At 46.8% G+C, this 23,904-nt stretch carries 16 protein-coding genes; 11 read left to right on the plus strand and 5 right to left on the minus strand.

All coding sequences use genetic code 11. The features are described from left to right. Positions 1-268 precede the first annotated feature (268 nt). Entirely contained in the window at positions 269-2,725 is a 2,457-nt protein-coding gene (gyrA, locus tag G3570_RS14625) for a DNA gyrase subunit A (RefSeq protein WP_165143568.1), read from the minus strand. Between the two features lie 138 nt (positions 2,726-2,863). Then, positions 2,864-4,795, minus strand: a complete 1,932-nt coding sequence (gene gyrB / locus G3570_RS14630) for a DNA topoisomerase (ATP-hydrolyzing) subunit B (protein WP_165143569.1) — start codon at positions 4,793-4,795, stop codon at positions 2,864-2,866. A gap of 289 nt (positions 4,796-5,084) precedes the next feature. On the opposite strand from gyrB, the gene rpmB reads away from it, so the two are divergent. From rpmB to G3570_RS14685, 11 genes are all read left to right on the plus strand, one after another. Continuing rightward, the gene (gene rpmB / locus G3570_RS14635; RefSeq protein WP_165143570.1) at positions 5,085-5,330 is read left to right on the plus strand and encodes a 50S ribosomal protein L28; all 246 of its coding nucleotides are present in this window, start codon (positions 5,085-5,087) and stop codon (positions 5,328-5,330) included. Between the two features lie 94 nt (positions 5,331-5,424). Next, positions 5,425-5,589, plus strand: coding sequence for a 50S ribosomal protein L33 (gene rpmG / locus G3570_RS14640; RefSeq protein WP_165143571.1), 165 nt, complete (start codon positions 5,425-5,427; stop codon positions 5,587-5,589). Positions 5,590-5,604: 15 nt separating this feature from the next. Continuing rightward, positions 5,605-5,775: a DUF4295 family protein gene (locus G3570_RS14645; RefSeq protein ID WP_165143572.1), complete on the plus strand. Its 171-nt coding sequence runs from the start codon at positions 5,605-5,607 to the stop codon at positions 5,773-5,775. A gap of 136 nt (positions 5,776-5,911) precedes the next feature. Then, positions 5,912-6,367, plus strand: coding sequence for a GatB/YqeY domain-containing protein (locus tag G3570_RS14650; RefSeq protein WP_165143573.1), 456 nt, complete (start codon positions 5,912-5,914; stop codon positions 6,365-6,367). 7 nt (positions 6,368-6,374) lie between these two features. Continuing rightward, a complete protein-coding gene (locus tag G3570_RS14655; RefSeq protein WP_165143574.1) occupies positions 6,375-6,932 on the plus strand; it encodes a CvpA family protein in 558 nt (185 codons plus the stop codon). 15 nt (positions 6,933-6,947) lie between these two features. Beyond that, positions 6,948-8,165 carry a tyrosine--tRNA ligase gene (gene tyrS / locus G3570_RS14660; RefSeq protein ID WP_165143575.1) on the plus strand — a complete coding sequence of 406 codons (1,218 nt, stop codon included), beginning with the start codon at positions 6,948-6,950 and terminating at the stop codon, positions 8,163-8,165. A 105-nt stretch (positions 8,166-8,270) separates the two neighbouring features. After that, positions 8,271-9,038, plus strand: a complete 768-nt coding sequence (locus G3570_RS14665) for an exodeoxyribonuclease III (protein WP_165143576.1) — start codon at positions 8,271-8,273, stop codon at positions 9,036-9,038. Positions 9,039-9,111: 73 nt separating this feature from the next. Further along, entirely contained in the window at positions 9,112-9,558 is a 447-nt protein-coding gene (locus G3570_RS14670) for a MarR family winged helix-turn-helix transcriptional regulator (RefSeq protein ID WP_165143577.1), read from the plus strand. A 388-nt stretch (positions 9,559-9,946) separates the two neighbouring features. After that, entirely contained in the window at positions 9,947-11,194 is a 1,248-nt protein-coding gene (locus G3570_RS14675) for an amidohydrolase family protein (protein ID WP_249067145.1), read from the plus strand. A 44-nt stretch (positions 11,195-11,238) separates the two neighbouring features. Continuing rightward, a complete protein-coding gene (locus tag G3570_RS14680; RefSeq protein WP_165143579.1) occupies positions 11,239-13,845 on the plus strand; it encodes a M14 family zinc carboxypeptidase in 2,607 nt (868 codons plus the stop codon). Positions 13,846-13,863: 18 nt separating this feature from the next. Then, entirely contained in the window at positions 13,864-15,666 is a 1,803-nt protein-coding gene (locus tag G3570_RS14685; RefSeq protein ID WP_165143580.1) for a M14 family metallopeptidase, read from the plus strand. 55 nt (positions 15,667-15,721) lie between these two features. On the opposite strand, the gene G3570_RS14690 is transcribed toward G3570_RS14685, so the two are convergent. The 3 genes from G3570_RS14690 to G3570_RS14700 form a co-directional block, all read right to left on the minus strand. Next, the gene (locus G3570_RS14690) at positions 15,722-18,871 is read right to left on the minus strand and encodes a WD40/YVTN/BNR-like repeat-containing protein (RefSeq protein WP_165143581.1); all 3,150 of its coding nucleotides are present in this window, start codon (positions 18,869-18,871) and stop codon (positions 15,722-15,724) included. 150 nt (positions 18,872-19,021) lie between these two features. Then, positions 19,022-20,338, minus strand: coding sequence for a RagB/SusD family nutrient uptake outer membrane protein (locus tag G3570_RS14695; RefSeq protein WP_165143582.1), 1,317 nt, complete (start codon positions 20,336-20,338; stop codon positions 19,022-19,024). Between the two features lie 56 nt (positions 20,339-20,394). After that, on the minus strand, positions 20,395-23,613 hold the full coding sequence (locus G3570_RS14700; protein ID WP_165143583.1) for a SusC/RagA family TonB-linked outer membrane protein: 3,219 nt from the start codon (positions 23,611-23,613) through the stop codon (positions 20,395-20,397). Between the last annotated feature and the right edge of the window lie 291 nt (positions 23,614-23,904).

Consider the following 23,904-nt stretch of genomic DNA (forward strand, 5'->3'; position numbering starts at 1 on the left):
AAAACCGGTAGCAGGACTCATTGAAGTTTTATGCTTCTTAAAACTCTTGCTATTTATTTAAGGCTCTTTGTTCCAAAACAAATAATTACAAACCGTTGATCCAATTTTATTTGTAGGATTTTCAGAAGATTTGCTCGGGTAATTTCATGTAACAAATAATGCCTGAAATAGAACAAGCCAAGTCATTGAGACTTGGCTTGTTCTAATAATTGTTCTTTTCTATTAGTTTTAGGAAACTTCGGAAGTTTCCTAAAACTTTTTAATGACTCTATACCGTATCGTCTTCTTCTTCATTGACCACACGGGTAACGGCAGCTATCTGTTCTTCGCCATCGAGGCGCATGATGCGAACACCCTGAGTATTTCTACCCATGGTGCGGATACCGCCGCAGTTCATCCGAATGACCTTTCCGCCTTCGGTAATGACCATCAGGTCATCTTTATCAGAAACTTCCTTGAGGGCAATGAGGTCACCGGTCTTCTTGGTGACTTTGAGAGTGATCACTCCCTTCCCTCCTCTGCTTTGCTCCCGATATTCTTCTACCAGCGAGCGCTTGCCGTATCCGTTTTCTGATATGGCCAGAACGGTAGCTTCATGGGTATTTTTGATAACTACCATATCTACGAGCTCGTTATTCTTTCCGAGACTCATACCTTTCACACCGGAGGTATTTCGACCCATGTCGCGCACATCTTCTTCGCTGAATCGAATAGCTCTTCCTTTTCGGTTGGCAAGAATAACACTGCTGTCGCCATCAGTTAGAGATGCACCCAGCAGGGAATCATCATCCTTAATATTAATGGCAATTATGCCATCACGTCGCGGACGACTGTAGGCTTCGAGCGTTGTTTTCTTAACCTGACCGCCTTTGGTAGCCATTATTATATAGTGGTTGTTGATATACTCTTCATCATCCAGCGTCTTAACGGGTACAAAGGTCTTTATGGAATCGTCCTTATCAATATCGATAAGATTTACGATAGCCCGTCCCCGAGATAACCTGGAACCTTCCGGAATCTCATAGACCTTCAACCAGTAGCACTGACCTTTTTCAGTGAAGAAGAGAATATAGTTGTGATTGGTAGCCACAAATAGATGCTCTACATATTCCTCATCTTTTGTGGTGGTACCCTTCATCCCTTTTCCACCGCGTTTCTGGCGACGATAACCGGAAACGGCCATGCGTTTGATAAATCCTTTATTGGAAATGGTTACGACCACATCCTCATCCGCTATCATATCCTCTACATTGAAATCTTCTGCAGAGTAAATCACTTCTGTACGTCTTCCGTCACCGTACCGATCTTTGATATCCAGCAGCTCTTCTTTAATTATATCGGTCTGCTTGTTTCGGTCGGATAGGATTCCGCGATATTCTGTAATCTTATCGACGATGTCGCTGTATTCTAGTTCGATCTTATCACGCTCAAGACCTGTAAGCTTTTGAAGACGCATGTCCAGAATCGCTTTGGCTTGGAGATCGGTCAGAGCAAACTGGCGACGCAGGGCTTCGTTAGCTTCTTGGGGACTGTCGGCTGCCCGAATGGTCTTGATAACTTCATCAAGATTATCATTGGCAATCTTCAGACCCTCAAGTATGTGGGCACGAGCTTCTGCCTGGTCGAGATCATAGATGGTGCGGCGAATGATGACCTCAATGCGGTGCTCTACAAAGTGGTAAATAAGTTCTTTGAGAGACATCACTTTGGGACGGCCCTTGACCAAGGCAAGACTGATCACACCAAAGGTCTGCTGCATCTGGGTGTACTTGTAAAGCTGGTTAAGTACAATACCCGGATTGGCATTCCGCTTGAGAATGATAACAATACGCATACCATCGCGATCCGACTCATCCCTGATTTCTGAAATCTCATCAACCTTGTCATCCTGAACCAAGGAAGCAATTTTCTGGATCAGCGTAGTCTTATTGACCTGGTAGGGAATTTCGGTAACAACAATCTGTTCCCTGTTACCGCGAATCTCTTCGATGTTGGCTCGGGCACGCATCGTAATTTTTCCACGCCCCGTTTCATAGGCCTCTTTAACCCCGTCATACCCGTAAATAATGCCGCCGGTTGGGAAGTCGGGAGCTGTAACGTGCTCCATAAGTCCGGAAACCTCAATATCCGGATTGTCTATATAGGCCACGACGCCATTGATCACTTCCGTAATATTATGTGGGGCCATATTGGTGGCCATACCGACTGCAATACCGGATGCTCCGTTAATCAGCAGGTTGGGTAACATGCTCGGAAGTACCGTAGGCTCCTGGAGGGTATCGTCAAAGTTGGTTTGGAAATCAACGGTCTCCTTGTTGATATCAGTAAGCATCTCCTCGGCGATACGCTGCATGCGAACCTCGGTATAACGCATTGCCGCAGCCGAGTCGCCGTCAATAGAACCGAAGTTCCCCTGACCGTCAACCAGCGGGTATCTCAGAGAAAAGTCCTGCACCATACGCACAATAGAATCATAAACGGCGGAGTCGCCATGCGGGTGGTACTTACCGAGAACCTCACCGACAATACGTGCACTCTTCTTATAATTTCTGTTATGCAGCATGCCGAGATCACTCATACCGTAAAGAACACGGCGGTGAACCGGCTTAAGTCCGTCTCGAACATCAGGTAGGGCACGGGATACAATTACCGACATCGAATAGTCAATGTAGGACGATTGCATCTCGTCTTCTATCGTAATGGGAACAATCTTTTCTCTAGCCATGAAGTATTCTTGTTACTGGTTTACTCGTTATATGATTATTTGGTTGTCGGTAATTGCCTTCAACGATCCAAGGCCTATTCACTCCCGCCTCGGTAAAAGTAGTTGTCCCGCTATTTGGGTTAGCGGGACCATATATTCTTAAATATCCAGGGTAGCGTATTTGGCATTGCGTTCAATAAACTCACGCCGGGGTTCTACGTCACCACCCATGAGGGTTGAAAACAGTTTGTCGGCGCCGGCCGCGCTCTCTACCGTAACCTGCTGGAGCGTACGCGTTTCCGGATCCATGGTTGTCTCCCAGAGCTGTCCGGGGTTCATTTCACCGAGACCCTTATATCGGGAGACATCAAACTTTTTCTTAGACTTTTTGAGGTCTTTAATAATTTTGTCACGGGTTTCATCATCCCATGCATACTCAATATTATCGCGGGTGTATGAGATGCGATACAGCGGAGGTGTAGCAATGTAGACATGTCCGCCTTCGATCAACGGTTTCATATACCGGTAGAAAAAGGTAAGCAGCAACGTTCGGATGTGAGACCCGTCCACATCGGCATCAGTCATGATGATGATTTTGTGGTATCGCAGGTCTTCGAGTTCGAAATCCTCTTCGGCATGTCCGACGCCGGCACCCAATGCCGTAATCATAGCCTGGATTTCGTTGTTTTCCAGGATCCGGTTGATCTTAGCTTTTTCGACATTTAAAATCTTTCCGCGAAGGGGTAGTATGGCCTGAAAACTACGGTTCCTGCCCATCTTGGCAGATCCGCCGGCAGAGTCACCCTCCACCAGGTAAATTTCGCAATGCTCAGGATCGTTGATGGAGCAGTCGGCTAGCTTACCGGGAAGTCCGCCACCACTCATGGCGCTTTTTCGCTGTATGAGCTGACGCGCTTTTCGGGCTGCTTCACGTGCCTCTGCAGCCAGTATCACTTTTTCTAAAATCTTTTTAGCCGTCTTCGGATTCTGCTCGAGGAACTCGTTCATTTTTTCATAGACGATGACCTCAACAGCAGATTGTACTTCCGAGTTACCCAGCTTTGTTTTGGTCTGTCCTTCAAACTGCGGCTCGGGTACTTTAACACTGAGTACGGCGGTCATGCCTTCCCTGAAATCCTCTCCGGAAATTCCGACATTGGTTTTCAGCAGGCGATTGTTCTCAGCGTAGGTCTTCAGCGAACGGGTAAGCGCCCTCCGGAAACCGGTAATGTGGGTACCGCCCTCGCGCGTGTTAATATTATTAACGTAGGAATGCACATTTTCCGAATAGGTTCGGTTATAACCGATGGCCAGTTCAACAGGTACCAGATCAACTTCCCCGGAAATGTAAATCGGCTCATCCATCAATGACTCACGGCTCTCGTCGAGGTATGAGACAAAATCTTTCACGCCGCCTTCGTAGTGGAATACTTCTTTGAGTTCATCCTCTTCTTCCCGGTCGTCGCGCAGAACTATCGTAATCTCGGGATTCAGAAAGGCCAACTCCCGCATCCGTTCAGCAATAATATCGAACTTAAACTCGGTCGTCTGGGTAAATATCTCGGCATCGGGCTTAAAAGTTATAAGCGTACCCGTTTCGTCCGTCTTGCCCTTAACTTTCAGGGGCTGAACGGTTTTACCCTTCTCGAATTCCATCACATAGATTTCCCCGTCGCGGTGAACTTCGCAATAGAAATGAGAGGAAAGCCCGTTTACACAACTTACACCTACACCGTGCAGTCCGCCCGATACCTTATAGGTGTCTTTGTCAAATTTACCCCCGGCGTGAAGCTTGGTAAGTACTACCTCAACAGCCGGCAATTTAATTTTCGGATGCTCATCGACAGGTATGCCTCGACCATTGTCAGAAATGGTCATGGATCCGTCTTTATTTATGATCACTTTAATTTCGTCGCAGTATCCGGCAAGGGCTTCGTCAATGGAGTTATCCACCACCTCATTAATAAGGTGATGAAGTCCGCGCTGACCAACGTCGCCAATGTACATGGCCGGCCGCTTTCGCACCGCCTCAAGACCTTCCAGAACCTGTATATTTTCCGCCTTATAATCCGAAGGAGATTTTTTCGCCATAAATGTAGATGTGACTAGGGTTTTAAATATTGATGAAGACGCCTGAAAATAGTGTTAAATGTGGCAAAATCAAAGAAAGAATGATAATTATCGACATATGTCGAGATGTGCCCGTAAAATGAATTTTGATACTTCAAGAACTATCGCTCCCGCTTCTGTAGGCCGCCTTTAATTCAGCCCTAATATGTAAAATTTTTTACCTTAAAAGAAACGTTGATCTTTTTAGCTAATACCGCTATTTTTCTGGTCTCTCTAAAAACAGAAACACCTTAGATTTTTACTTAAGAATATGGCACGCAAAGATGATATAACAGGAAAGGGCGCACTTAATGGATATCGCTCTTCCAAATCCAATAATAAAACGAAGCACAAGTTTCACCAGAACTTGCAGAAGAAAAAGTTCTATGTGCCCGAAGAAGACAAATGGGTAACACTTAAAGTATCTGCCAAAACGCTTCGTACTATCAACAAGAAAGGCATCAGTGCCGTATTGAAAGAAGCGAGAGAAAAAGGAACTCTTATTAAAGACGTATAAACAGGAATATATAGTTGCGGAAGCATCCTTCAATTTTCGTTTCTGGATTGCAACGATGACACCGCATTACAAGTGACTAAGGCAATAACGCATTATGGCAAAAGGTAATAGAATACAGGTAATTTTAGAGTGCACCGAAAAGCCGGGGTCTTCACGCTATGTTACTACCAAGAACAGGCGTAACACTCCCGACAGGCTGGAACTGAAGAAGTACAATCCGGTGCTGAGAAAGCATACCGTTCACAAAGAAATTAAATAGTAAAAGGAATTAACTATGGCTAAGAAGCAATCATTTGGCGAAGAAGCTGCCCAGCGTAAAGGGACTCACCGCCGCATGGCAAAAGTAATCATTTCTACCAAAACTACCCGCAACAAATACGCTTTCAAAGAAGCTATGGTTGATCAGGATAGTGTTCAGGAGTTTATTAAGGAGAAGCAGTCTTAAGTTCTCTTTATAAAATGGAAAAGGTTGCATTCGTTCATGGCGGATGGAACCTTTTTTTTTGACTATATTATTATTGTCGCCAGGCGCGTGGCGCCGGCAATACCAATCGCAATTTACCTAAACGATAATTCCAGGCATGGCTCTGAAAGATCAAATTATGGCCGACTTAAAACAGGCCATGAAAAACAAGGAACAGGACAGGCTGCGGGTACTGCGCTCGTTAAAAGCCAAACTGCTGGAAAAAGAGATCAGCGAACGCAAGGAAGGCGAAGCCTCTCTAAGCGATGAACAGACTATTGAGGTGTTGATGAAGGCAGCCAAGCAGCGGCGGGAATCCATCGAGCAGTTTCAAAGCGGGGGTCGTGACGACCTGGTGGAGAACGAGGAGATGGAACTTGAGATTATTGAAAATTATCTCCCAAAAATGCTTTCCGAAGAGGAAGTAAGAGATGTCGCCCGTCAAAAAATCGAAGAGCTGGGAGCCGAAACCATGGCTGACATGGGCAAGGTGATGGGAGTGCTCATGCAGGAGTTGAAGGGTAAAGCTGAAGGATCAACCGTCAGTAAAGTAGTTAAAGAAGAACTCTCGTAACGGCCTGATGAATCTTCTCGACTATCTCATTTTAATTCCGATTGTATTTTTCTGTTATCGTGGATTTGTGAATGGGATCATTCATGAGGTGTTGAGTATTGTCGGGATTGTGCTTGCCGTATTTTTATCCTTCCAATACATGGATAACGTAGCCTCACTGATACGTCCAATGTTCAGTGAAAATGCCGGTTACATTCCTTTGCTCTCCGGGGCTTTGATTTTCGTAGGAACCATCTCGGCCGTACAGCTCATTGCCTTTTTATCCAAAAAATTCCTGGAAACCATTAAACTCAATTTTGTAAATCGCCTGGCCGGAGTAGCATTCGGATTTTTGAAGAGCGGCATTGTTGTGAGTGCCCTTTTGTTAATTCTGGCAGGGTTTAACCTGCCCTCTCAAGAGGCTCGGGAAAATTCTATTTCCTATCCCTACATCATTTACCTGGCTCCCTATACCTACGATGCCGTTGCCCTGATATATCCCGGAGCCGAGTATTTTACCGAAACGGTAGAAAAAACCCTGGGCAAATATAACCCAATTGAAAATTTTCCAACCTTAGATAAATAAGTTAAGAATCATTTTATGTCGTTTTTACCTGTAGAAGAACAGCTGGAAGTTATCCGCCGCGGGACCGTCGAAATAGTCCCTGAAGAAGAACTGGTGGAAAAGCTTAAGAAATCGCGCAAACAGGACAAACCTCTCAAGATAAAACTTGGATGTGATCCCACCCGTCCGGATCTTCACCTGGGACATTCTGTTATACTGAGAAAACTCCGGCAGTTTCAGGATCTGGGTCATGAGGCCATATTGATCATCGGCGATTTTACAGCGCTGATCGGGGATCCGACCGGACAAAATACTACCCGTCCTGCGCTTTCGGAAGAAGAGATCAAAGAGAACGCAAAGACCTATCTTGACCAAGCTACCAAAATTCTGGATCCAGAGAGTACGACTATTGTCTATAACTCCGAATGGCTTGGCAAAATGAGATTTCAGGATGTCATTAAGTTGACCTCGAAGCTAACCGTGGCGCGAATGATAGAGCGGGATGACTTCTCAAAACGTTATAATAACAACGAACCTATTTCGCTACACGAATTTCTCTATCCCCTGGCGCAGGGTCAGGATTCCGTGCACCTACACTCCGATGTAGAGCTTGGCGGCACCGACCAGAAATTCAACCTGCTGGTTGGACGGGACCTTCAAAAAGATGACGGTCAGGAGCCGCAGATTGCTCTGATGATGCCCCTGCTGGTTGGTACCGATGGTACGCTAAAAATGTCCAAGTCGTATGACAACTACATCGGTATCACCGAGGATGCCAACGACATGTACGGCAAGGTGCTCTCCATCCCCGACGACCTGATTTACTCTTGGTTTGAACTGGTCACTGACGTACCCGTGGACAAGCTGCCGAAACTTAAAAAGCGCGCCGAAGAAGATCCCCGGGATACAAAACACGAACTGGCTCTTGCCATTACCCGTATGTATCATGGTGAAAAGGCTGCAAAAGAAGCGAGGGTGCATTTTGAGCAGACAGTCATCAACAAGGAGATACCCGATGATGCGCCGGTTTACGAATACGAATCAGGTAAAGAAGTTCGGCTACTGGATATTATATCCGACACCGGCTTTACGGATAGCAACGGGCAGACCAAGCGCCTGATGAAGCAAGGTGGTGTCAGCATCGACGATGAGAAGATTACCGACAAGGGCTATGAAGTTGCCTTCGATGATGATACCGAATTCACCCTAAAAGTCGGTAAACGAAATTTCGCCATCATCAAAAGCAAATCATAGAACGCTGAAAACGCGGCTTGAACGGACTTACACAGACTAATCATTATAAGCGGTCATGTCCGTTTTATTCGTGTTCCAAACTTTGGTTGTACAGACAAATATATAATGGTCAAAATATCATCTTTTAATGTAAACGGTATAAGAGCGGCGCAGCGAAAGGGATTTACGGATTGGGTAGCACAAACCGATCCGGATATCATTTGCCTGCAGGAATTGAGAGCCCTTGAACACCAGGTACCAAAGAAGATAAAGAAGTTGCCCTACCATGAAGCATACCATACGGCCGAGAAAAAAGGCTATTCCGGGGTTGGCATTTTATCCAAAGAAAAGCCAGTAAGAGTGGAAGCCGGCATTGGTGTTGACTGGATCGATGAGGAAGGGCGTGTGCTCATGGCTGAATATTCTGACCTCATTGTATTTTCCATCTATGCTCCCAGCGGTACCACGGGAGACGAACGGCAGGACCTAAAGATGGAATTTCTGGATCACTTCCTGCCCTTTGCCCAGAAATATTTAAGCGGTGACAAGCCGGTAGTCTTCTGCGGCGATTTCAATATCTGTCACACCTCCATAGATATCCATAATCCCAAACAGAATAAAAACACTTCCGGCTTTCTACCTGAAGAGAGAGAATGGGTAACCCGCCTGCTGGAGACCGGTTATGAAGATGTCTACCGACGCCTGCACGAGGGTGAAACCGACCTCTACAGCTGGTGGAGCTACCGGGCTGCCTCGAAAGACAGAAATAAGGGGTGGAGAATCGATTATCATATGGGCAGTCCCGAACTACTGGATGCGGCCGAAGATGCTGTTATTGAAATGGAGTGGGACCTCTCCGATCACGCCCCGGTTACAATCACATATAGCCTGTAAGCAAGCGCCATTTTCCTGTTTGTTATCTGTAATTTTATTAATTTAATATCAAATTAATAATTCAGCAGAGTCAATGGGTACACACTTCCAGGGAAGCAAGAAGGAAAAAAGAACGCTCAACGCCTTCATTAAACTAATGCGAGCCACAGAGTCGATCAATAACAGGCTAAATCGACATCTTGCAGAAGCAGATCTTACCGTCAGCCAGTTTGGAGTTATGGAAGCCCTTTGGCATTTAGGTCCCCTAAATCAAAAATCCTTAGGGGAAAAATTGCTCAAAAGCGGCGGAAATATCACATTGGTCATTGATAACCTGGAAAAGTGCAATTTCGTCGAGCGGCAACAAGATCCAAGCGACCGTAGAGCCATGCTCATTCATTTAACGGATAAGGGCGAGAAGTTTATAGAATCCTTTTTCCCAAAGCATCTCGATCATATTAAGGAAGAGTTTTCCGTTCTCACCGAAAAGGAGAAGGAAGAGCTGGCACGCATCTGTAAGAAACTGGGACTCAAAGAGTAAGGCAAAGCTTTAACCCGCTCCTTTTGCCTATTGATGAGCCGTTCCGGTTTGACTCTACACAATAAATCTTGATCAGGTGGGTTATATATGTGAGTGTTTGACTACTCATTTAGATGTTATATCCCATACTGACTCCGTAAATCCCTAAAGGGAATGAGCCTGAACGGTTCATTCCCTTTTTCTTTTTCTAAACAGTAAAGGTTTAGGAAACTTTGGAAGTTTCCTAAACCTACAGCTATTTTTTTATTCCATCTCATCAATCACAGGCCGTATAGTTATCACCTTTCCCCCTGCCTTTTTAATCCTTTTACAACATATCCTTTTCTATCACTCTCTTGTTTTGCTTAATTGTTATAGCTTAACAAATAAATATTAGGGACTTATGGTGATGTTTAAAATTCTACGATCCTCTCTGCTACTTGTTTTCACCCTACTCTTTACCTTTACATCCACAAGCGTCGCTCAGCAGTCATCTCAAACCGTGCTAATCACCAATGCCAATATCATTGACGGTGTGCAGGAAGAAGTAATAACCGATGTCTCGATACTATTGAAAGAAGGAAAAATAGCGGCAATTCTGGAATCTAATGAACCTGTACCGAGAGCAGATTCAGTGATTGATGCAGGAAACAGGTATGTATTACCCGGACTGATAGATGCTCATACGCATATTTCAAGCTTAGCTTCGGCAGATCGAGCACTCCATTCCGGTGTCACCACCCTGAGAACCGCAGGGTCTGATTCTTACCACGACATCGCCATCAACAACCTGGTTATAAAAGGTAAACTCGCGGGTCCTGAAATTGTCGGTGCGGGCATTTTTGTACAGCCAAACCTTGGGGAGGACCTATTAGCAGATTTACGCTTTGCCGATCTCTCCAAACCGATAACCACGGAAAAAACCCTTCGGAAACTGGTGCAAATCAATGTAGAAAGAGGTGCAAGGGTCATAAAGACCAGGGCAACCGAAAGGGCAGGATCTCCTGACACCGATCCGAGAAAACAGGTATACTCTGAGAAGCAGCTCAGCATTATCGTTGATGAGGCTTCAAAACACGGTATCCCCGTAATGGCCCACTCTCATGGGGCGGAAGGTTCTGCAGCTGCCGTTGCCGCCGGGGTTAGAAGCATTGAGCACGGGACCTATCTGAAAGAGGAGACCATCCTACAAATGAAAAAGAAGGGCACCTATCTTGTTCCGACCTACACCACAGTTGTGGACCTGACCGAGCCGGGCGGTGATTACGATCACCCGGTCACAACCATTCGCGGGTTGCATATGCTCCCTCGTATGGAACAGATGATCCAGACTGCTATGGAACACGGTGTACCGCTTGTAGCCAGTACCGATTCAGGCTACGGTCCTGAAAGCATTAACCGTGTTGCCATGGAAGCCGCCAATTTCGTAGATCTCGGTATGAGCCACTTCGATGCCATTCGCTCATGTACTTCCCTGGCTGCCGAACTGTTGATGGTTGAAGATCACACAGGAAAAATCGCCGAGGGATACGACGCAGATCTCATTATCGTGGAAAGAAATCCCTTGGATGATATCCGATCCCTGCAGGATGCGGTGGTCATCATCAGCAACGGGCATATCGTAAAGAATCGCTTGCCCTTTGCACTGGATCACTAGCTCCAAAAGCATTTGTCTTAATACCAATAAAAAATCACTATACAATGAATAAGTATCTGAATGGAGTTCTTTGCCTGACTATAGGGATGATGGTGGGCATTGTATCTGTAAAAGCCCAAACCCCTCCATCCCCCCAAGAGTTTTTGGGATATGAACTGGGCAGTACTTTTAGCCTTACCCAAAATCTTGAAGCCTATTATGAAGAGCTGGCGAAAAATTCCCCTAGGGTAGAATATCGCAGTTATGGGAAAAGTGTTCTGGGACGAGACCTTCCCCTGGTGATCGTCGGGAGTGAGCAAAACCTGACTAGGCAATCGGAGATAAAGCAGCATATCAAAAAATTGACCAAGGCCACCGAGCCTCTACCCAATAGTGAAGTGGACGCCCTTTCGGCGGAAACCCCTTCCGTGCTATACATCTATGTGCTGGATGCCGCTAACGAAATGCCGGGTGTTGAAGGATCGATGCAGATAGCTTATGATCTTGCTACCAAAGAGGATCCGGTAACCCAAAATATCAGGGAGAACCTGCTGGTTATCATGTCACCCATGCCCAACCCTGATGCTCATGCCAAGAATGTTGAATGGCATCATGTGTACGATATACCGGGTTCATCTGTAGATCCAAACTCGAAACAGAATCGTACTCCCTGGGGATTACGCAGTGACGGAAATGCCTGGGGCATAGATATCAATCGTGACTTTACATGGTTTGTAACACCGGAAACTCGCGCCATGGCTGAAGTCTCTGTTGAGTGGCAGCCACAAACCATGCTTGACCTCCACTGCTGTCCGCCCGTTTTCTTCATGACTCCCACGGGTCCGCCCGATCATCCTATGTGGCCGGAGGTGAATCGTAAATGGGCCAATCGTTCTGTTGATCTGGCGAAAGAAGAGTTCGGTAAAAAAGGCTACAGCATGTCAAGCGGCATGGATTACGCCGGTATCACTTACCTTGGCCATGGCATTACCTGGGGCCTCTTGGGTCCCTCGATTTCAGGACAAATGTTTGAGAGCATTGGTGGCAAGCCGGCGGTCAAAAGATCTGACGGTTCCGTAGCAACCCTCAAGATGGGTATAGACCGGCATATCATCGGTACCTGGTCTGTGATGGAAGCCCTGAGCAATAACAAGCAGGAACTGCTTAAGGACGCCTATGAGCAATCAATTGCCAGCGCCGAAAAAGCCAGGGATGCCGAAGTGCAGGGTGTAGTGATTCCTGCTTCCGGGCCCGGCGTTGACCCGGCAAAGGTAAAGAGACTGCTCGACCGATTAAGCATTCAGGGAATAGAAGTTCAAATGACAACAGAAGCTTTTAGTATAGAGGGGAGTCCGTTTATGGATCTTTCTACGACGGCCGACCGCCAATTTCCAAGCGGTGCCTATATTATCGACTTTGTTCAGCCTTACAGCCGCCTGGCACGATCTATACTAGACCCTACCCTGAAAACACCGGTCCCGATGGTGGATCCCAGGAATCCCCGTGAAGTTCCCTTTTACGATTCCCAGGTGCAAAATCTGCCACTCCTATTCGGGGTGAAAGCTTATACGGTCGAGGAAAACATTCCCTCAGTACAAAGCGAACCCTACCAAGGGATTAACCTGGTTTCATCTTCTAGCGGTTCCGACACCGGTAACCCTTATGCCTATGTTCTGCCACCCAGTCTCGAAAGCAGCTATAAAGTTGCGGTAAATCTTATGCAGGAAGACTATAAAGTTCGGGTATTTAAGGGTCCTTTCCGACATGGGAATCGTATTCTGGAAAAAGGATCGTTCGCGATCATTAGCAGTCGCAATCCGGATGAGCTCCACGAACGTATTGATGAACTCACAGAGCAGTTTAGTGCAGAGCTGATCAGTATCGATTCACCTATCAATAATAGCGGAGTAGATTTCGGCAATTCGGACCTGGTTGAGCACATTCCGAATCCCCACATAGCAGTTCTGGCCGATGAGCCTGCCGATTACGGCGATATTTTTGCTGGAATACGCACACTGCTGGATATCGATTTTAACATCACTTTCAGCCCCGTAAGGAAAGAGATTCTTGAAAACAGGGACTTATCGAAATATACTACCATTGTGTTGCCTACCGGACGCAACTATGAAGGCCGATTAAAGCTGGACAACTTGAAAAAATATGTGCAAGAGGGCGGGACCATAATTGCCGCCAAAGAGGCCGGTCTTGCCCTGTCAAAAGATTCAGTGCTTGGCAAAAACATCCATTCCGATGGAAGCGCGGATCAAACTTTTGGAACCATCCTTCGGGCGGAATGGCAAACCTATGACTCCCCGCCACCGGGGCAATGGGTAGAGTGGGAGCCTGAGATCAAGGTAGATCGCCCCTTGCTGTCAGTCGGGTATGGAAAAGAGTTCGCAGCCAGAGGTGCCAATGTTATCCTCTATGAAGTAGAAATGGAAAGTGATGCCAAAGTAATAGCCCGTTATACTGAAAATACCAACGCTCTTCTGCTGGACGGATTTATGGTTGAAAGCGACAAAGAGAAAATAGCGGGCAGACCTTATGCGATTGACCATCCTGTAGGGCAAGGCAGGGTTATATACCTGACCGAACCTGTTAATTACAGGGGATACTGGTATGGCACCAACCTACTGTTTCTCAACGCACTGCTTTTCGGTCCAGCTCTATAATTACAAACCAAATACCATATGAAACAGCTAGCTAATTATTCAATCACTCTATTTCTTACCGCTCTAATAAGCTTAACAGGTTGCATTACCACAGTTGCACAAAGCGGTGACTTCAGCGATTACGATTTTCGCTACCATACCTACGATGAAACGGTTACGATGCTTAATGAACTCGCTGAGGAGTATCCTCAACTTGTTGAACTGTATTCCATTGGCAAAACCGCCACGGGGCAACGAGAGATGTGGATGATAGAGATCACAAACAAGGATACCGGGCCCGCGTCACAAAAACCCGGCGCCTACTTTGACGGTAATCAACACGACAATGAAGTGATGGGGGGTGAGGTCGCCACTTTTTTACCCTATTACTTTCTCTCGCAATATGGCGAGGATGAAGAAATAACCCGCTTGCTCGATTCCCGGGTACTGTATATCCTACCCCTGGCTAATCCTGATGGGGCAGAAGCCTACATCACGGGCGAGGTAGACTGGGATCCTATGGACATTGATAACGCCGATCGTCTTTATGGACCCGGTGAGAATGGAGATGACGGCCCGGAAGATCTGGACGGGGATGGAGAAATTCTGAAGATGCGGGTCGAAAACCCGGATGGAGACTGGAAAACCTATGATGCAGATCCCAGAATAATGGTGCGGCGAGAAGAGGGCGATTCAACCGGCACATTTTATGATCTTTATGATGAGGGTATTGACAATGACGATGATGGCGAAATCAATAACGATCCGCCTCACACCCGGTTTATCACCAATCGCAATTACCCAGGTCACTGGTCTTCGGATGATGGCCAGTACCGTGGTGCCGGCGATTACCCCCTCGATGAATTGAACTCCCGAAATATCGTGGAGTTCATCGTACACCGGCCGAATATTGCCATGATTGAGTCGTATCATACCACCAGCGGTGTTCACTTGCGTCCTTTTTCAGCTCGCCCCACCGAAGATCTCCCCCGAAAAGATTTACAGGACTACACAGCTATTCTTGGTATGGGTACCGAAATCACGACCTATCCCCAGGCTTCCATCTATCATGAATTTACCACCATTGATCCGGATCTTACACCGGAGGAACAACCCGGCACGCGTCACGGTGTTTTTGTTGATTGGGGATACCTGCACCACGGCATATTTTCAACAACTACCGAACTATGGACCATGGAAGACTTTGTCAATGAAGTGGGATGGGGAGAGATACCTCGCGACAAACCCCTGTTTGCGATTCCCGGTCGATATCGACGTCCGGATGTGCAAGCGAAAGTGTTGCAGTGGCTGGATGAACATGAAGGAGATCCAAAGCTAAGCGGACAAAAATATGTAGATTGGAAGACCTACGAACACCCATCGCTTGGTGAGGTTGAGCTGGGAGGATTCACCAAATACTGGTTGCGAAATCCGCCGCCCGGGCCATATTTCAAGAAAGTGGCCGTTGACCAGGCTGAGTTTGCCAAGCGGCGCGGCTTGCTGACTCCTTTAGTGAAGATCCGGGATGTTGAGGTGGAGCGGAAGGGTCAAAATACCTGGAGCGTGCGAGCCCAAATTGTCAATGAAGGATACCTGGATACCTCCATGGAGCAAGCGCGGTTTATAGGACGAGCCAAACCAGTAGAGCTCTCTTTGGATTCCGGAAACAGTGATGAGCATAGCACTCATGAGTTTCCCTTTTTGAGGGGGACACGCGGTTCGGGGTTTGAGAGTTTTTATTACGGAGAGTGGGAAGTTGAAGCTCCGGCTGGCAAGGAAGTGACCATTAAGCTATGGTCCAAAAAAGGAGGAGAAGATGAAATGAGCGTGGTTTTAAAGTAATAGGTTTAGGAAACTTCCGAAGTTTCCTAAACCTTTACCTGAAGTGTGGAAGTTTCTATTCCATCTCCGTAATCACAGCGGGAATATTATTCTCATCGAATATGGCATTGAATGCCGCTACCTCGGTGTTGAGAATTTGCTGCATATCCTGTTTCCGCTTTTCCCATTGGTCTTTCAGATCAGTGAACCTCTGTTTTGAGCCATCGGTAATAGGCGGCAGGTTGTCATTCATGATTCCATAAAGATAAATAAACTGGGCATTCAGCTTATTTGGGAAATTGATGACATCCTGGAAGGTCTCCTGGTCCGGCTGAATCACGCTTTCAATCCAGTCTGTTATCTTGCCGTTTAACTCTTTGCCTTTTTCAGCTATCATCTCACCGTTTGACCGGTCTTCGGTGACCTTCATCAAGCCTTTCACCTGGTCGCGAATGGATATCATCTGATTCACCGATTCATGGATCTCATCAATGTGATTGTAGGTTTCAGCCAGCAGTTGCTGTTTTTCGGCCAATCCTTCGTCTGATGGATCGACACGGAGGTCGGCTCTAACCTGAAAATCCTGCTCTGAGGTTTGCTCGCCAACGGTTAGGCGCGCTGTATAAACTCCCGGATCAACTGTATAACCGGAGGTCCCACCGAAGATGAAAAAGCCGGGTACTGAAGTAATATCGGAGGTATTATAATCCCATACCAAGCGGTTTAGCCCTTCTTCGAGAGGCAGCCCCTGAGGCTGGTCTCCTGAACTGTTCTGATGATCATATGGCTCCTCATTTCCAACAGCATAGGTACGGATAACCTCTTCATTGTCATCGAGTATATCCAGCCTGACTTCTACCTCTGAGGTATCCGGCTTCTCAGCAAAGCTGTAATAGATCAGAGAACCGTTTGGCGGGTTCTGCCCTTCTGTAAGTCCGTCACCCGGGCTGCCTCCAACCTGGTAACTGAGACCGGGCTTGAATAGGTAGTTCTCGGCATCCGCTACCTCTTCGCTCAGTTGCTGCACCGGACTCAAGTCATCCAGTATCCAAAAGCCTCTTCCCTGTGTAGCGGCTACCAAATCATTATTGCGAATCTGAAGATCTGTAATAGGCACAATGGGTAGATTATTCTGGAAAGGCTGCCAGTCATCACCTTCATTAAAGGAAATGTACATGCCCAGCTCGGTACCGGCATACAGCAACCCTTCAATCAGTTTATCCTCGCGAACTACTCTCACCCAAGACTCTACTCCTATTCCATCTACAATTCTTTCCCAGCTTTGGCCGTAATTTTCGGTTTTGTAAATATGCGGGGTAAAGTCATTGAATTTGTACCGGGTGGCAACTGCATATGCTGTGGCGGGATCATGCGGAGAGACTTCTATGGAATTGATCATGGCATCTTCAACACCATTGGGTGTCACCTCATCCCAGTTTTCTCCTTCATCTCGAGTTATATGAACCAGCCCGTCATCGGTTCCGACCCATATAGTGCGTTGTTCATGGGGCGACGGCATCACATACATAATCGTATGGTATATTTCACCCCCAGCTGACTCTATGGTAATTGGCCCCCCTCCTTCCTGCAGGTTCTCAGATACATCCTTGGTGAGATCCGGACTGATCTCTTCCCAGCTTACACCGCGATTAGTGGTCTTGAGAAGGTGGTTGCCGGCATGATAAATGGTGCCTGGATCATGCGGGGAGGCAACAATCGGTGCATTCCAGTTGAACCGGTATTTATGATCGCTTGGATTGGTACCCAGCCCAAGATACGGATAGGCCATCACCATTTTACTCTTTTCCGTTTCATGGTTGTACTCATTGATGATGCCTTGGTAACATCCCCCGTAAACCAGTTTTGGATCATCGGGATCAAAGGCCAGATAGGCACTTTCGCAACCCGCCGTTGCATACCAATCCTTCCAGTCGATACCGCCGTCACCGGTACGGCTGGCTATAGCTACCGTGCTATTATCCTGTTGTCCACCATATAGATAGTATGGGAATCGATTATCAGTATTTACCCGGTAAAACTGGGCGGTGGGCTGGTTTCTCTGTGTTGACCAAGACTTACCTCCATTATAGCTCACATTGGCCCCGCCGTCGTTGGAATTAATCATATTGGCGTTATTATGCGGATTGATCCAGAGATCATGATTGTCTCCGTGTGGCACCTCGATACGTGTTAACGATTCTCCACCATTGGTAGATTTCATGAATGGGGCATTCATAATGTAAACCGTGTTTTCATCTTGTGGATCGGCCTTGACATGCATATAGTACCAGGCTCGTGCACGGATAACCCTGTCACTGTTGATGAGCTTCCAGGATTTTCCTGCATCATCAGAGCGATAGAGTCCGCCTTCATCTCCTTTGGCTTCCACGATGGCAAAAACCCTATCATTATTGGCTCGAGATACAGAAATTCCGATTTTCCCCATAAGGTCGGGGAGTCCGTTGGTCAACTTCTCCCAATTATCGCCCCCATCCGTTGTTTTCCAGATGCTACTGCCCGGACCTCCGCTGCGAATTTTCCAGGGAAAACGACGATGATCCCAGAAAGCGGCATAAATAATGCGAGGATTGGTCATATCGACGCTCATGTCACTTGCACCGGTATCTTCATCGATATGCAAAACCAGTTCCCAGTTTTCTCCACCGTCCTTAGAACGGTAAATGCCACGTTCTTCATTGGCTCCATAAGGACTGCCTTGAGCTGCCACATATACCAATTCAGGATTATCGGGATGTACTTGCACCCTGGAAATCTGCCGCGTGTTTTCCAGGCCCACGTGTACCCAGGTTTTTCCGGCATCGGTAGATTTATATACCCCGTCACCGTGGGAGGTGGTAACACCACGTACCGGCGATTCCCCCATTCCCACATAGACAACATTGGGATCAGAGGCAGAAACCCCAATGGCCCCTACGGAACCGGTATTGAAAAATCCATCGGAAATATTATTCCATGTCTTTCCGCCATCATGGGTTTTCCAAACTCCGCCTCCTGTTGCGCCCATGTAATAGGTATCTTCATCCCCAATGACGCCGGAAACAGCGGTAACCCTTCCACCTCGAAAAGGACCGATATTTCTCCATTTCATGGCTTTGTACAACTTGGTCGGATATTGGTACTCTTCTTCACTATTGTCTTGTGCCTGACTTTTTTCCAGCCCTAAACCCCCTGCCAAAAACAGAAATAGCAAGAATACTGCTGTCATAGACAGATATCTTCCTATGGTGTTAGTTCTCTTAACCTCATCTCTCATATTTTCTGACTCCATCTTTTTTCCATCCCTATGTTTTTGAGTTTAAAAAAGCGCTGCCGGTTAAACCCGACAGCGCTATATACTAACGATTTATTGAGTGCCCTAACAGCTGACGTCAGGATTTGCCCTGCATTCAGTTATGGAAATCGGGAAAAAGGTCCCCGGAGTGGACTCCGCCGTTGAATTGGTCTCCCATTGCGGTGAGCTTGTATCGAAGCGATACATGTCGTGCAATCTCCTTCCCTGCAGAAACAGATTGACCTGTCGTGTATGCTGAAGCATTTCAAGCTGAGTAATCTGTCCGCTGTAATCGGTAAGGTCGTTCAGAGAACGAATCGCATTTATCTGGGTATTGAAGTCAACGCTTCCGTTACCCGCCGCTGCAGCTTCCGCCAGTATCAAATGCATCTCTCTGGCCGAAACAACAGTAATAGGGGCGTACTCTATGGCAGTAATAAATTCTACCAGGGAATTATACAGTACCGGATCCGGGATATTATCTATTGGATCCTGAAGCTGAACCGTTGAGTCAGCATACTGGATGTTTTTCACCCTTCTTCCAGCATCGTCAGCCACGATATAAACCGAGGGGTTTACAACGAGCTCAATACGCTGGTTGGTCTGCTGAGCAACATAATTGTTGAGCGTACTCGGTGAAAAAGTAAGCTGGTACTTATAATCTGCACCCATAACGGCCAGTGCCGCCTGCGCATCCGCTACGGCCTCTGAATCATTGATTAAAGGGTCGGCCGTATTTACCGATGGATTCATCTTGCTCCACATGGCTCTTGAATAGTTGGCTCTTGCACGCATCCCCAACAGTGCCGCTTCCAGCTCTGTTGAAATACCGCTTACCGACAAGCCCTGGTCAACGTATTCGACTGCGGTAGTGTAAAGATTAACCATGTTTTCTTCCCCTATAGGAGGTCCGCCTTCTGCACGATCCGTGAACACGAAATTATCAAACATATCAGCTATAGTAACATAGATGATGGCACCATACAGATAGGCCCGGCTCAACTGGGTTCTGTCTGACAACAAACCCTCACTGTCGAATTCGTTAAGCCGCTGGATAACATCGTCAGCCCACCAGCGCGCTCGTGAAACCGTGGGATATTCCTGGTCCACAAACTGGTTGGTGGGATCGTTAAAGTTACCAATCATGATATCCTGCCAGGCATCAAAACTTCCGACCCAGTTTAGCTCGTCGGAGGCTACAGAATAGACGGCAAGAAAACCACTTACCCCATCTGCAACGGTTGCTTCCGAACCATTGGTAAGAAATTCTGCTGTTACAGGCTGGTTAATATCATCCTCAACCAGGCTATTCGGATTGTTTACATCCAAAAGATTACAGCCCGCAAGCATCGTACCGGCTATAATTACAAATGCTAAAAAGCTTCTTGTTATATGTTTCATTTCAAACCTCTTTGTATTCAAAAAATTAAATGGATTCATTTTCATACCTCCTCTTATTAAAATCCTAGATTGACGGTGAAAATAAATCGGCGGGGTATCGGTACACCCAGCGTAGACACACCGGACAGGAAGTTCTGATCCAGCGAGTTTCCTGCCCCACGGCCTACCTCATTTACTTCAGGATCGCCGTCAAACTTCGTCCATAATGCCAGGTTTCGACCCGAAGCAGTAAATGAAAGGTTCCTGATTCCTAAAGGAGTCAGTTTTTCCCTTGACACCCGGTAGGTAAGACTGAGTTCTCTGAATCTCAGGAAGTCAGCCTGTTGTACCCAGTTCAAGCCCTGGAAGGGAGCTAATCCGAGGTAGTTGTTTACCCAATCTTTAAGGGCATTGAGGCGTACCTCAGGATCATTCTGAGGCTGGTAATTTGAATCCACACCGCCGGTAGCATAATCCCGGTCTACACGGGCCGTTTCGGGAGTATTTCGTCCAATAGCCGGATTGGCGCTTCGGAATGCTTCCCCGAGATTATTCACATAGTAGTTACCGAATTGGTACTCAAAGAGTGCATTCAGGCTGAACTGCTTGTAATCAATACCGGTACCGAAGGCTCCTGAGAAATCTGGGGTTGGTTTACCCAGGTAGTGATCATAAAAATCTCCATCACCGTCTTCATCTACTATAAGAACATTCGATGTTGAAGAAGGCAAATTGGAGAACCATGCTGTTGTAAATTCGGATGTTGATCCTGCAAGTAAGGATAACAACTCCTGCTCGCTATCCGGCTGACCATCACCGTTAAGGTCTACAGGAAGAAACCCGTCCTGTACATCCATGAGTTTGGCACCAAAGTGTGCTCCGGGAGCATATCCTTCCGTAATAAAGTTACGGTGTCGGGTATAACTGCCGCTTACCTTAATGGGTGGCGCACCTCCCAGTGACTCAACTTTCTCATATAAATAGGCGGTATTGGCGAAGACGTTAATCTGCAGATCCTGCGTTGAGATCGGAGTACCCTGCAGACTAATCTCAATCCCCTCACCGGAAAGCTCTCCGATGTTATCAAGCTGGGGATTTACAAAACCTCCACTGACAGGAAACTGGCGGGCAACCAAGGCGTCGGTGACCGTTCGGTTCCAATAGGTGGTTTCAAAACCAAGACGCCCGTCAAACATGCCAAGCTCCATACCTAGCTCCCACTCGGTAGATATTTCAGGTTTAAGATCCGGATTACCCAAGTTTTGAGGTGCAATACCCGCTCCTGATGTGGAAGAAAAGGAGGTAAAGGTTGTAAGCGCGTCAAAGGCTCCGGGTTGAAGACCGGACTGTCCGACGGCAGTTCTCAACAATAAGGAACTGATGACTCCATCACCATCTCCCCAGAAGGGAGCATCAGTCGGAATAAACGACAGTGATGCTTTTGGATAAACGATCACACTGAAATCAGATCCGAAAGCACTGTTGGCATCCAAACGGGCTCCAACCGTTCCAAAAAGGTAATCCTGGAATCCGATCTGTTCCTGCCCGAAGACACCCAGGTTTACGTTTTCGAGAATATCTTCATCCAGAGCTTGCTGGTCGGCAGCTTCACTTACCGTAAGACCCGGTCCCGGAAAGCCTACCGCACTTCCTGAGGAAATATTTTCGCGTGTTACAAAGCCCTGAGTTCCGAAAATGAAAGAAGACTCGAAATCTTCGCTCAAGGTATTATTTAGGGTACCCTTAATATCAGCCGTAATTTCCAGGTTGTTTCTGTCGGAGAACGTTCGTTCACCTTCTACATTCGTCCCGGTAAAGTTGCTAATATTCCAGCCGAATGGTCTGTTGAATTCACTGAACTGGTTCGTAAAGTCTACCCCAAAAGTTGCATCCAGGGCCAACATTTCAAAGGGTTGATAGTTAGTACCAATGCTACCGTTGAAATGCTGTACATCCTGATCGAAGGTCAGCTGGGTAGCTTCGGCAACCGTCGCAAAAGCAACAATTCCAGAATAGTTGGTTGGAGAAGCCAGTTGCGGTTTACTCAAAAGCGCCAGTGAAGTCGGGCTTTCCGTATTGTTATTCAGCGGCCAGGTAGAATGCTTGGTATCGGTGTACCCGGTGGTTATACGAAATTGCAGCTTATCGCTGGGATAAATATTTACATTTGTATTGAACTGCAGCTTTTTGTTCTCATCCTCTACCCGTGACTGGGTGCCGGCCGGCATTCCGGGCCATTGCTCTGCAGCAAAGGGTCCGTTTTCATCGGACCAGCGTCCGCTTACATAATAAGTAATACCGGGATTACCACCTTGTACGGAGGCCGTATAGCTTTGTCCATAACCGGTCTCAAACATCTCCTCCATAAAAGCCTCTTCATGAAGTTGATAGGGTACCAGACTCGTTCCGTAGGTATCATTCATATTATCCGCAACGCCCTGCGTGGTTGCCCAACCCGTATTCGGTTCAATAATATTCGTAGGATAACGAATGGCAGCATTTTGAATTTTAATATCAAATTGCGGCTGGTCCAGAACGGCTCCTTTCTTTGTAAAAATCTGAATTACCCCGTTTGAGGCTTCCGTTCCATAGAGTGTAGCTGCAGCGGCTCCTTTCAATACCTCCACGCGTTTGATGATATCGGGATTAATATCATCGAGACGTGATGGCGATCCGCCATCATTATCGACCAGTCCGCCAAAACCGCCGCCGTTATCAACACGCACCCCGTCAATATAAATGAGAGGCTCATTGCTTTGGGATAGACTGGCTGATCCCCGGATTCGAATTCTGGAACCCTCGCCGGTAGCACCGCCGGATGGCAATCCGACCAAGCCCGGTTCTCTTCCCTGCAGTACATCAGAGAAGGTACTGATGGGCGCGGTAGTCAACTCCTCCGAATCAATGGTACCAATAGAATTACCCAGCTTCTTCTTTTCCACGGGTCCTCCGGCACCGGTCACCACAACTTCATTAAGGTTTATTGAACTCTGCCGCAGTACAAAGTTGACCTCAACCGTTTCTGTGTTGACGGTCACTTCCTGTGTGCTGCTGGCAAATCCTATAAATCGCGCCTCCAACGTATAGGTGCCCGGGTCAACATTTTCAATGGAATATCTTCCATCGGCATTGGTTGACGCACCGATAGTTGTGCCCTGTATAATGACGTTTACACCGGGCATAGGCTCACCGGTTCTGGCCTCCGTGACGGTACCCTCAATCGTGGCTTGTGCCAAAAGGGTAATCGGAAGGCATAAAAATATTGCAATTACACTGTAACTGATCTTTTTAAACATAATCCCCACCTGTTTAGATTAGTATATACTATATCCCTGTATAGAATTCCGGACACCTGCTTCAATCCCATATTAATTGGCAAGCGTGGAATCTGATGGAATGAATTGATTTCATTCAATCGTAAATTGGAGAGCTGTACGGCTAATACGTTGCTTTAGAAAGGCACGTATTTTCAACATCACAAATTCCCCTAAGAGACATATTGGTTAATTATTTTCGCTCTGCATCTTCATCACGTTTCGTGAATGTAATGCAGCTACAATAATTAATAATTTCTAATGTTTAATGGC

Origin of the sequence: Halalkalibaculum roseum (genome assembly GCF_011059145.1) — a bacterium.
Classification (GTDB): domain Bacteria; phylum Bacteroidota; class Rhodothermia; order Balneolales; family Balneolaceae; genus Halalkalibaculum; species Halalkalibaculum roseum.